The organism is Micromonospora sp. NPDC005197, from assembly GCF_040608295.1.
Classification (GTDB): domain Bacteria; phylum Actinomycetota; class Actinomycetes; order Mycobacteriales; family Micromonosporaceae; genus Micromonospora.
On the sequence record NZ_JBEXHY010000149.1, the window covers coordinates 1 to 11,587 of the forward strand.

The 11,587-nt window shown below is 69.5% G+C and carries 11 protein-coding genes; 2 read left to right on the forward strand and 9 right to left on the reverse strand.

Annotated features, from left to right (window positions below):
* On the reverse strand, positions 1 to 1,418 hold a 1,418-nt coding region (locus ABZU46_RS28145), incomplete at its 3' end, for a serine/threonine-protein kinase (RefSeq protein ID WP_354862454.1).
* Between the two features lie 44 nt (positions 1,419 to 1,462).
* Here ABZU46_RS28145 and ABZU46_RS28150 point away from each other — a divergent pair.
* Positions 1,463 to 2,011 carry an RNA polymerase sigma factor gene (locus ABZU46_RS28150; RefSeq protein WP_354862456.1) on the forward strand — a complete coding sequence of 183 codons (549 nt, stop codon included), beginning with the start codon at positions 1,463 to 1,465 and terminating at the stop codon, positions 2,009 to 2,011.
* Positions 2,012 to 2,068: 57 nt separating this feature from the next.
* Here the strand turns inward: ABZU46_RS28150 and murA are convergent, their stop codons facing one another.
* Positions 2,069 to 3,511 carry a UDP-N-acetylglucosamine 1-carboxyvinyltransferase gene (murA, locus tag ABZU46_RS28155; protein ID WP_354862457.1) on the reverse strand — a complete coding sequence of 481 codons (1,443 nt, stop codon included), beginning with the start codon at positions 3,509 to 3,511 and terminating at the stop codon, positions 2,069 to 2,071.
* On the opposite strand from murA, the gene ABZU46_RS28160 reads away from it, so the two are divergent.
* The gene (locus ABZU46_RS28160; RefSeq protein ID WP_354862458.1) at positions 3,510 to 4,082 is read left to right on the forward strand and encodes a cob(I)yrinic acid a,c-diamide adenosyltransferase; all 573 of its coding nucleotides are present in this window, start codon (positions 3,510 to 3,512) and stop codon (positions 4,080 to 4,082) included. The two genes, murA and ABZU46_RS28160, sit on opposite strands and share 2 nt — an antisense overlap.
* Before the next feature lie 356 nt (positions 4,083 to 4,438).
* Here the strand turns inward: ABZU46_RS28160 and ABZU46_RS28165 are convergent, their stop codons facing one another.
* From ABZU46_RS28165 to ABZU46_RS28195, 7 genes are all read right to left on the reverse strand, one after another.
* Complete coding sequence (locus tag ABZU46_RS28165; protein ID WP_354862460.1) at positions 4,439 to 4,894, reverse strand: DUF2550 domain-containing protein; 456 nt, start codon at positions 4,892 to 4,894, stop codon at positions 4,439 to 4,441.
* A gap of 12 nt (positions 4,895 to 4,906) precedes the next feature.
* Positions 4,907 to 5,188 (reverse strand): F0F1 ATP synthase subunit epsilon, encoded by a 282-nt coding sequence (locus ABZU46_RS28170; RefSeq protein WP_354862462.1) that lies wholly within the window; start codon positions 5,186 to 5,188, stop codon positions 4,907 to 4,909.
* A gap of 89 nt (positions 5,189 to 5,277) precedes the next feature.
* Entirely contained in the window at positions 5,278 to 6,420 is a 1,143-nt protein-coding gene (locus ABZU46_RS28175; protein ID WP_354862464.1) for an LCP family protein, read from the reverse strand.
* Between the two features lie 220 nt (positions 6,421 to 6,640).
* Positions 6,641 to 8,077, reverse strand: coding sequence for a F0F1 ATP synthase subunit beta (atpD, locus tag ABZU46_RS28180; RefSeq protein ID WP_354862466.1), 1,437 nt, complete (start codon positions 8,075 to 8,077; stop codon positions 6,641 to 6,643).
* Complete coding sequence (locus tag ABZU46_RS28185) at positions 8,077 to 9,006, reverse strand: F0F1 ATP synthase subunit gamma (RefSeq protein ID WP_354862468.1); 930 nt, start codon at positions 9,004 to 9,006, stop codon at positions 8,077 to 8,079. Before ABZU46_RS28185 ends, atpD begins: the two co-directional genes overlap by 1 nt.
* A gap of 4 nt (positions 9,007 to 9,010) precedes the next feature.
* Positions 9,011 to 10,663, reverse strand: a complete 1,653-nt coding sequence (gene atpA, locus ABZU46_RS28190) for a F0F1 ATP synthase subunit alpha (protein WP_354862470.1) — start codon at positions 10,661 to 10,663, stop codon at positions 9,011 to 9,013.
* A gap of 141 nt (positions 10,664 to 10,804) precedes the next feature.
* The coding region (locus ABZU46_RS28195; protein WP_354862471.1) for a F0F1 ATP synthase subunit delta at positions 10,805 to 11,587 on the reverse strand (783 nt) is incomplete at its 5' end.

An 11,587-nucleotide genomic window follows, 5' to 3' on the forward strand; every position in this document is an offset into this window, starting at 1 on the left:
TGTTGCGGCGCCAGCGCGCTGGACAACCGCAGGCCGGCCAGGATCTCGTCGGTCAGGTCCTCGTCACCGACCTGCTTGATCTGCAGGTAGACGCCACAGCCGCGCTGCGGCACGGCCAACACCACCTCGCTGAACGACACCGAAGCGCCACACGATGTCCACCGTCGTACCAACGCCCTGTCACCCCCCACGTTCACGGTCCGGTCGGGCTGCCGGACGCAGGAGGGGTGGCCGGGTAACGCCGGTTCCGGGTCGCCGGCGAGCAGGGCCCTGCTCGCGCCGACGAACACACCGGCCATCCCACTCGCCGGGTCCGGCCAGACGGCGAGGTTCGGGGCGACCACGAGACCCGGCGCCTGGCCAGCGGGAAGGCGCAGTACCGAAGGGTCCCAGCCGGCGTCCTTCACCTGGCCGGCCCAGCTCGCCGGCACCGCCACCGAAAGAGCACCGGAGGCGTCGTCCACGCGAACCCACCCGGACCGTGCCGGCAGCGTGGAACTGGAACCAGTCATCGCCAGCAGCGCGGTCAGTGCGACCCCGACGCCGACGACCCGCCCCACCTGCCGCACGAACCGGCCACGGCCCGCGTCCCGCTCCAACGACGCGATGACCCGGTGCAGCTCCTCGCGCATCACGGCAGCGGACGCCCAGCGTTGCCGCGGGTCGGGATGCAGCGCGCGGCGCACCAGGTCGTCCACTTCGGAGGGAATTCCGGGCCGAAGCTCGGATGGACGGGGCAGGGTGCGCCCGGCCCGGCCCGAACGGCTACCGGTCGACCGTGCCGGCTCGGGCGGGCGGCCGGTCACCATGTGGTAGGTCGTCGCGCCGATCGCGTACACGTCGGCGCGGATGTCCAGACCACCACCGGCGGTGGCCTGCTCGGGTGGCATGTAGCCGGGTGTGCCAGCCGCGATGGTGAAGCCGGACGCGTTGGCGAGCGCCTTGGCCAGACCGAGGTCGGCGACGAGCACCCGATCCCGGTCCGCAGCCGGCTGGAACAACACATTGGACGGCTTGAGATCCCGGTGCAGCACGCCGGCCTCGTGCAGCACCGTGACGGCGCTGGCGATGTCGGCCGCGATGAGCAGGGCCTCCCGTACCGGCAGCGGCCCCGAGACGAGCCGATCGGCGAGGGTGCCACCAGCCGCGTACGGCATCACCAGGTACGGCCGTCCGTCCGGCAGCTCACCGACGTCGAGCACACGCACGAGCAGACTGGAATCCGTCCGCCGCATGATCCGCGCTTCCTGCTCGAACCGCTCCCGCAGATCAGCGTGGTACGACCAGTTATCCGCCAGCACCTTGATCGCTACGGAAGCGTCCAGAGCATCGTCGGCGCCGAGCCACACGGTGGCGAACGCTCCGGAACCGATACGCCGTACAACGCGGTATCGACCGATCTTGCCGGGTACTGACACGCCCGTATTATGGCCGACAAGACGCTGAGGAACGGGGCCTGAGCTTGTCAGACGATCTTGCTATCGAGGATCTCGCCGGTCGTGCCGCAAGGGGCGACGCCGCCGCACTGGACATGTTGCTGGTCAGGATCGGCCCGCAGGTCATGCGGCAGTGCCTGCGCCTCCTTCCCTGCCGGCAGGATGCCGAAGAGGCGTGCCAGGATGCCCTCCTGCAGGTCGCCCGCAAGATCGACAGCTTCGCGGGCCGGTCGAAGTTCTCCACCTGGCTGCACATCGTCACGGCCAACTGCGCCCGGCAGACGTACCGCAGCCTCAAGCGCCGGGCCGACGAGCAGTCCACGCCACAGCTCCCGCTCGACGCCGCCGACCCGCGCACCACAAGCGTGATCGCGGGTTCCCGACTCGACCTGCTGGACGCGCTGGAACGACTGGAGGCGCACCGACCCGAACTGGTCGCCCCGCTGGTGCTGCGTGACCTGTGCCAGTTGACCTACGACCAGATCGCCGACCATCTCGCCATTCCGGTCGGCACCCTGAAGTCACGTATCCACGACGCACGACGGCACGTGCGTGCCTCGCTGCAGGCCACCTGACACCGCGCGACCCACAGCGTTCGCGGGTGCCGACCCGGTGGGACGCCGGCCAGGGCGTCAGATCTCCAGCGACGGCTCGTCCGGCGCGGTGCCCCGCTCCACCGCCACACCGAGCGCGCGCAGGTCGGCCACGAAATCCGGGTACCCCCGGTCGACGTGGTGCACGTGGGAGACCTCCGTGGGCCCGTCCGCGCAGAGGCCGGCGATGATCAGCCCGGCGCCGGCGCGGATGTCGGTGGCCCGTACCGGCGCTCCGGACAGCCGCTCCCGCCCCCGGACCACCGCGTGGTGCCCGTCGGTCTTGATGTCCGCGCCGAGCCGCATCATCTCGTTGGCGAACATGAACCGGCCGTCGAAGATGTTCTCCGTGATCAGGGAGGCGCCGTCGCTGACCGCGGCCAGCCCGATCGCCATGGGCAGCAGGTCGGTGGCGAAGCCGGGGTACGGCAGCGTCACCACGTCCACCGCCCGGGGCCGGTCGTCCATGCGTACCCGGAAGCCGTCACCGTGCGTCTCGACCAGGCCGCCGGCCGCGACGACCTTGTCCAGCGCGACCTCCAGGTAGGCCGGGTCCAGCCCGGTCACCGTCACGTCGCCGCGCGTCATCGCGGCGCCGAAGGCCCAGGTGCCGGCGACGATCCGGTCCCCCACTGTGGCGTGCCGCACCGGACGCAGGCCGGCCACGCCGGTGATCCGCAGGGTGGACGTGCCGGCGCCGGAGATCCGCGCGCCCATCTGGTTGAGCATCGTGCAGATGTCGACGATCTCCGGCTCCCGGGCCGCGTTGTCGATCGTCGTGGTGCCCTGGGCCAGCACGGCCGCCATCACCAGGTTCTCGGTCGCGCCCACGCTGGGGAAGTCCAGCACGATGTCCGCGCCGCGCAGCCCGTGCGGGGCCTCGGCGATCACGAAGCCGTGCTCGCCGGAGATCTCCGCGCCCATCCGGGTCAGCCCGGAGATGTGCATGTCCAGGCCGCGCGAGCCGATCGCGTCGCCGCCGGGGTGGGCCACCCGCACGTACCCCCGACGGGCCAGCAGGGGGCCCAGCACGCAGATCGACGCGCGCAGCCGTCGGACCAGGTCGTAGTCGGCCTCCGCGCCGGGTTGCGCGGGTACGTCGATGGTCACCGAGCGGGACCGGGCGACGCCGCCGCGGGCCACCATGGGGTCGACGGGGTCGTCCGCGTCGAACCGGACGTCGCAGCCCAGCCGCCGCAGCACCTCCCCCATGATCGCGATGTCGGTGATCCGGGGAACATTGGTGATCACACTGCGGCCGGGTGCGAGCAGCGCGGCGGCCATCAACTTCAGCGCCGAGTTCTTGGCGCCGACGACGTGTACGGTGCCCGCCAGCCGGGCGGCACCGCAGACCCGGATGACGTCCACGTCGTTGACCGCCGGATCGCCGGCGTCGCCGGGACCCACCACCGCGGGCCAGCCGGCTGTCGCGTCCGGCCGTGCGGGGATCGTCAGGTCCGGTATCCGTAGGCTGTGCGTCATGGCCGTCCACCTCACGCGCATCTACACCAAGGCCGGCGACGCCGGCATGACCAGGCTGAGCAACAACGAGCAGGTCCCGAAGACCGATCCACGCATCGCCGCGTACGCGGATGTCGACGAGTGCAACGCGGCGATCGGTGTCGCGCTCGCTCTCGGCCAGCTCGACGAGGAACTGCGGGGCGTGCTGGCGTCGGTGCAGAACGACCTGTTCGACGTCGGCGCCGACCTGTCCACCCCGGTCGAGCCGGAGCCGAAGTACCCGCCGCTGCGGGTGACCGAGGAGTACGTCGAGCGCCTGGAGGGCTGGTGCGACGAGTACAACGCACGCCTGAGCAAGCTCGACTCCTTCATCCTCCCCGGCGGCACCGCGGGCGCGGCGCTGCTGCACGTGGCGCGGACCATCGCCCGGCGTGCCGAGCGGGCGGCGTGGGCGCTGGTCAGCCACGATCCGGACCGGACCAGCCCGCTCCCGGCAAAGTATCTCAACCGGCTCTCCGATCTGCTCTTTATCCTGTCAAGAACGGCAAATCCGGCGGGAGATGTGCTATGGGTGCCCGGCGGCAAGCGCTGAGGTCGGGCGCTGCGCGCGACGTCGAGGTGTGACTTCCCAATCTGATCGCCACCACGCCTCGCCGAGCCGACTCCTCAGCCCGGCCGCCCGACCAGCGCCTTGATCAACTCCGCTTCCTTAAGTCGGGGTGTCCCGGCCACCAGGACACCCCCGACATCAGGAAAGTCGAGCCGATCAACCCGCGAGGCAGGACGCGTCTGCATCGGTAACGGCAGCTGACAGAAGCCCGCGCCAGAACGACGGACAGTGCCCGACGAAGGGTTTCCGGGGGAGCCCGCCCGGCGCAGGGATCAAGCCTGACCGCCCGGAGCCGGGCGGGCTCCCCCGGAAACCCCAAGGGCGACCACGGACGAGCCTCAGGCAGCCGGCCAGTCCTGGGAGGCCATACGCGGCGAGACCGCCCCCGGAGGGGCGGCCTCGAGCCAGGAGAGGAAACCGGTCACGGTCGACCGCGCCATGGCGATCTCCACCGGTGCGTGGTGACTCGTACAGCGGAGGATCACCCAGTCGGCTGGCATGGAGAGCCGTTCCTGCCCTTCGGGCAATCGGCGGCGCTCGACCGCGAGATCCTTGCGGGAGAGGACCCGCTTGGGACGGAGCGCGAAGCTGAACATTCGATACCAGCGCAGCTCGTCACCGGCGAACCGACCGAAGCCGGGTGACCAGCCACGCCCGTCGAGCACGGTGGTGACCCGGACGCTGAGCCGGATGATGCCACCGCTGCAGGTCACGACGGCCCGCCGGACGAAGAGCACGAGAAGCGCGACGAGGATGACGGCGACGCCGATCCCGATGCCTTCGACGATCTCCATCCGCGGGGTGACTCAGCGGCTCTGCGCGGAAACCGGGGTCGCGCTCTCGGCAAGCACGGTGACGCCCTCGGCGCTCACCGAGAGGAAGCCACCGGCCACGTCGTAGGAGACCTGCTGACCCCCGGCCAGCTTGATGCGGACCTGGCCGGGCTCGGCGAGCTGGCCGAGCAGCGGCGCGTGCCCCGGCAGGACACCGAGCTCACCCTCGGTGGTCCGGGCGACGACCATCTCGGCCTCACCGGACCAGACCTTCTCCTCGACGGCGACGAGCTCGACGTGAAGCTGCTGTGCCACGCTGTCTCCTTGCTGCGGCGACGGATTGCCGAAAGTCTAGTCGTGACGCCGAGCCACCCCCAACGCGGGTGGGGAGAGCTGCGCCACGCCTACTTCGTCTTGTTCTGGAATTCGGGGTGCTCGAGCAGGAACGGGTCCAGTTGTTCATTGTGCAGGGCGGTGAAGAAGTCCGGGACGCCTGCCTGGAACTGCTCACCCTTGTAGGTCTTGCCCTCGAAGACCGGACCGCCGGGGAGCTTGATCATCTGGATGGTGTTCGGGCGGATGTTCTTCAGGGCCAGCCCGAAGTCGACCACGCTGTTGCCCCGACCGTTGAAGATCAGCGACTGACCGGCGGCGCGAAGCACCTTGTCGAGCTTGATCGGGTTGGCGACCACGTCGGCGCTGAACGCCTGGCCGACCATCGCCTTGACGAACTGCTGCTGGTGGCGCTGCCGGCCGTAGTCGGCGTCCGGCACACCGTTCTTCGGGTAGCGCTGCCGAACGTAGTCCAGGGCCTGCCACCCGCTGAGGTGGTGGTTGCCCTTCTTGTAGATCGCCTGCGGGCCGACGTAGCCCTCGCCCCGCGTGTTGCCGGGCCGGGGCTTGCCGTCCGGCTGCTTGTGCTCGGACTTCACGTCCCGCTCGACGTACATGTCGACGCCGCCCATCGCGTCGACGATCTTCTGGAAGCCGGTGAAGTTGATGATCGCCCCGGCGTCGAACCGCTTGATGCCGGTCACGTTCTGCACGGTGGTGGCCAGCAACTCGAAGCCGCGCGCCGCGTCGGGGTTGCCGTCGGGCACCCGGCTGCCGAACGACATCGCTGCGTTGATCTTCGTCGTCTCGCCGGAGAAGTTGGCCTTCTTGAACGCCGGGATGTCGACGTAGAGGTCACGCGGCAGCGAGAAGAGGTAGGCCCGGTCCATCGACGCGGGCACGTGCAGCACCATGATCGAGTCGGCCAGCGGCGCCGCCGTCGGCGTACGCGGGTCGATGCCGACCAGCAGGAGGTTGAGCGGGCCCTTGATCTCGCTCTTCTTCTCCTTGGCGCCGGCCGCCTGGTCACCGAAGAGGTCGGCCTTGCCGACGGCGCCCTCGTAGCGGGCCATCAGCACCTCGGTGCCGACCAGCACCCCGCCGCTGAGCATGGTCAGCACCAGGCCGAACACGGTGCACACCTTGGCCCAGCGCGGCACGCCCCGCCAGATGGACGACTTGCGGCCACTCTTGCCGGCCTTACCCACGCGCATCTCCGTTCGTTACGCCCACGAAGAGGAGACGGGCGCACGTCGTCGAAAGGTTGCAGAAGTCAGCGCTCGTTCAGGTGAACGCGCGGACCGACCGTATCTCGCGCGCCGCCGGAGCGACGACCACGAGTAACGGACCGCGACGATGGTAAGGCGTCAAGATGAACAAAAGACTGCCCCGACATTGCCGGGGCAGTCTTTTGCGGTACGGATGAGCGGGCTGTCAGCCCTTCATCAGCTCCTCAGCCTTGCGCTCCAGGTCCTCGAGACCGCCGCACATGAAGAACGCCTGCTCGGGGAAGTGGTCGTACTCACCCTCGCTGATCTTGCGGAACGCCTCGATGGTCTCCTTGATCGGGACCGTCGAGCCCGGCACGCCGGTGAACTGCTCCGCCGCGTAGGTGTTCTGCGAGAGGAAGCGCTCGATCCGCCGCGCGCGCTGCACGGTGATCTTGTCTTCCTCGGAGAGCTCCTCGATACCGAGGATGGCGATGATGTCCTGCAGGTCGCGGTAGCGCTGCAGGATCCGCTTCACCTCGGTGGCGACCTGGAAGTGCTCCTGGCCGACGAACTCCGGGGCGAGGATCCGGGACGAGGACGCCAGCGGGTCCACGGCCGGGTAGATGCCCTTGTCGGAGATCGACCGCTCCAGGTTGGTGGTCGCGTCCAGGTGGGCGAACGTGGTGGCCGGAGCGGGGTCGGTGTAGTCGTCCGCCGGCACGTAGATCGCCTGCATGGAGGTGATGGCCTGGCCCCGGACGGAGGTGATCCGCTCCTGGAGCTCGCCCATCTCGTCGGCCAGGGTCGGCTGGTAACCCACGGCGCTCGGCATGCGGCCGAGCAGCGTGGAGACCTCGGAACCGGCCTGCGTGAAGCGGAAGATGTTGTCGATGAAGAGCAGCACCTCCTGCTTCTTCACGTCCCGGAAGTACTCCGCCATGGTCAGCGCGGAGAGCGCCACCCGCAGCCGGGTGCCCGGCGGCTCGTCCATCTGGCCGTAGACCAGCGCGGTCTTGTCGATGACGCCGGACTCGGTCATCTCGGCGATGAGGTCGTTGCCCTCACGGGTGCGCTCACCCACGCCGGCGAACACCGAGGTACCACCGAAGTTGCGGGCGACACGGGTGATCATTTCCTGGATGAGCACCGTCTTGCCCACACCCGCGCCGCCGAACAGGCCGATCTTGCCGCCCTTGACGTACGGGGCGAGCAGGTCGATGACCTTGATGCCGGTCTCCAGCATCTCGGTCTTCGGCTCCAGGTCCGCGAAGGCCGGGGCCTTGCGGTGGATGCCCCACCGGTCGTCGGCCTGGATGGTCTCACCCTCGGTGAGGTTGAGGCACTCGCCGATCGCGTTGAAGACGTGGCCCTTGACGGCGTCGCCCACCGGAACGGTGATCGGCTCGCCGCGGTCGGTCACCTCCGCGCCGCGGACCAGGCCGTCGGTCGGCTGCATCGAGATCGCGCGGACCAGGTTGTCACCCAGGTGCTGGGCGACCTCCAGGGTCAGCGTCTTCTCACCGCCGGACAGGTTCACGTTGACGTTGAGCGCGTTGAACAGGGCCGGCATGGCGTCGCGCGGGAACTCGGCGTCGACGACCGGGCCGATGACCCGGACCACGCGACCCGTGGCCGTCTTGGTCTCTACTGGGGCAGTCATCACACTTCACTTCCCGACGCGGCCAGCGCGTTCGCGCCGCCGACGATCTCGCTGATCTCCTGGGTGATCCCGGCCTGGCGGGCCGAGTTCATCTCACGCGTGTACTTGTCGATCATGTCTTCGGCGTTGTCGGTGGCGCTCTTCATCGCCCGCCGACGCGACGCCGACTCACTCGCCGCCGACTCGATCAACGCCGCGTAGATCCGCGTGTTGATGTACCTCGGCAGGAGCGCGTCGAGCAGCGCCTCCGCCTCCGGCTCGAACTCGTACGCCGGCAGCAGCCCCTCGGAGCGCGGCCGGTCCTCCACCTGCATCGGACCGATCACCTTGGTGACCGGGGTCTGCGTCATCAGCGAGTGGAACTCGGTGTAGACGATGTGCAGCTCGTCGACGCCGAGCACCCCGTCCGCTCCGGAACCGCCGTCGACGTCGTCCGCACCGGCGGTGAACGCCTTGATCAGCGTCTCACCCACGGTACGGGCGTCCTCGAACGACGGCTGCTCGCTGAACCCCGTCCAGTTCGCCTCGATCGGCCGGTCGCGGAACCGGTAGAACCCGACACCCTTACGCCCGATGACGTAGAGCACCGGCTCCTTGCCGTCCGCCTTCAACCGTGCGATCAGCGACTCGGCCATCCTGATCGCGTTGGAGCTGTAACCGCCGGCCAGGCCACGGTCACTGGTGACCAGCAGGACGCCCGCCCGCCGCACCCGCTCGCGCGGGGTGAGCAGCGGGTGGTCGATCCGCGCGTTGGACGCCAGCGCCGTGAGCACACTGGTGATGGCCTGGGCGTACGGCAGGGACGCCTGCACCCGGGCCTGGGCCTTGGCGATCCGGCTCGTCGCCACGAGCTCCATCGCCTTGGTGATCTTCTTCATCGACTTCGCCGAGCGGATCCGTTGACGAAGAACGCGTACCTGGGCCGCCATCGGATCAGCTCTCGGCCGGGCGGTCGGTCGTGCCGTCGCGGAAGCGGGTGACCGTCTCGCGGTTCTCGTCACCCTCCAGCGGCGCGGCCGGCGCGTCGTTGACCTTGCGCTCGTCCTCCTTGCCGAGGAAGACCTGCTTGAACTCGGTGATCGCCGCGTCCAGCGAGCTGACGATGTCGTCGCCCCACTGGTTGTCGGCGATACCGGCCAGCACGCCCTCGTGCTTGTGCCGCAGGTACTGGAGGAACTCGGCCTCGAAGCGCCGGATCTCACCCACCGGGATGTCGTCCAGCTTGCCCTCGACGCCGGCCCAGACCGAGACGACCTCGTCCTGCACCGGGTACGGCGAGTAGTTCGGCTGCTTGAGCAGCTCGACCAGCCGGACACCACGGTCGAGCTGGGCCCGGGAGGCCCGGTCCAGGTCGGAGGCGAAGGCGGCGAACGCCTCCAGCTCGCGGTACTGGGCCAGGTTGAGCCGCAGCGAACCGGCGACCTTGCGCATCGGCTTCACCTGCGCGGCGCCACCGACCCGGGAGACCGAGGTGCCGACGTTGATCGCCGGACGGACGCCCTGGTTGAACAGGTCGGTCTCCAGGAAGATCTGGCCGTCGGTGATCGAGATGACGTTGGTCGGGATGAAGGCCGAGATGTCGTTGGCCTTCGTCTCGATGATCGGCAGGCCGGTCATCGAGCCGCCACCCAGCTCGTCGGAGAGCTTCGCGCAGCGCTCCAGCAGGCGGGAGTGCAGGTAGAAGACGTCACCCGGGTACGCCTCACGGCCCGGCGGGCGACGCAGCAGCAGCGACACGGCCCGGTACGCCTCGGCCTGCTTGCTCAGGTCGTCGAAGACGATCAGGACGTGCTTGCCGCCGTACATCCAGTGCTGCCCGATGGACGAGCCGGTGTACGGGGCCAGGTACTTGAAGCCGGCCGGGTCGGAGGCCGGCGAGGCGACGATGGTCGTGTACTCCATCGCGCCCGCCTCCTCCAGCTGCCCCTTGATCGAGGCGATCGTGGAGGCCTTCTGGCCGATGGCGACGTAGATGCAGCGGACCTGCTTCTTCGGGTCGCCGGTGCGCCAGTTGTCCCGCTGGTTGAGGATGGCGTCCAGGGCGACCGTGGTCTTGCCGGTCTTGCGGTCACCGATGATCAGCTGACGCTGACCCCGACCGATCGGGGTCATCGCGTCGATGGCCTTGATGCCGGTCTGCAGCGGCTCGAACACCGACTGGCGGGCCATCACGTTCGGAGCCTGCAGCTCCAGCTCGCGGAAGCCCTCGTTGGCGATGTCACCGAGCCCGTCGATGGGCTGGCCGAGCGCGTCGACCACACGGCCGAGGAAGGCGTCGCCGACCGGAACGGAGAGAACCCGCTCGGTGCGCTTGACGCGCTGCCCCTCCTCCAACTTGGCGGAGTCACCGAGAACGACGACACCGATTTCCCGGACGTCGAGGTTCAACGCCACGCCGAGCGTGCCGTCCTCGAACTCCAGGAGCTCGTTGGTCATGGTCGAGGGCAGGCCCTCGACGTGGGCGATACCGTCACCGGTGTCGGCGACGGTGCCGACCTCCTCGCGGGAGACGTCGGACGAGTAGGAAGAGACGTAGCGCTCCAGGGCGCCGCGGATCTCCTCCGTCGAGATGGTCAGCTCGGCCATCCTCTGCTTCCTTAAAATTCAGGGGCCCGGGATACCTAGTACCAACCGGTCCGAATGGCGTCTGTCAATCCGGGCGCTGAGCGGCGAAGCCACCCCAACGCTGGGCGGCGGAGCCGCTCAGCCGCTGGGCGGCGAAGCCGATCAGCGCTTCGCGAGCGCGTTGCGGGTCTCGTTGAGGCGGCGCAGGATCGTGCCGTCGTACAGGTCGGAGCCGACCCGCACGCTCACGCCACCCAGGACGTGGGGGTCCACCGTCTGCTTGACGGAGACCTCTCGACCGTATATCGCGGCGAGGCTCGCACCCAGTCGGCGCTCGTCGGAGTCACTCAAGGGGGCGGCGACGGTCACGTAGGCCACCTGCCGGTCCCGCCGCTCGGCGGCGAGCTCCACCAGCCGGGTGAGCGCCCCGATGAAGGAGCGTCCGCCGAACCCGCTCAGCGCCACCTCGACGAGGCGGACGGTGACCGGGTGGGCCTTGTCGGCGAGCAGCTCACGGGCCAGGGTGGCCCGCCGCTCGACCGGGGCGGCCGGGTCGGCCAACGCGTTGCTCAGCGCCGACTGACCCGTCACGACCTGACCGAAGCGGAACAGCTCGTCCTCGACCTCGCCCAGCTCGCCGGCGGAGTCGGCGCTGGCCAGCAGCGCCTCCACCCCCAGGCGCTCGGCGCCGTCGAGCAGCTCCGACGGTGCCGACCAGCGGCCGGACACCAGCACCACGAGCAGGTCGAGCGCGTCCGCGCCGATCCGCCCACCCAGCATGTCGCCGAGCAGAGCGCCGCGGTCCGTGCCGGAACGAGCCGGCTCGGACAGCGCGCGGCGCAGCCGCGGCTCACGCCGCAGCAAGGTCGCCACGGAGAGGATGGCGTCGGCGGTGGAGGCCACCGCCGACGGCACCCCGCCGCGGACTAACGCGTCGAGGCGCTC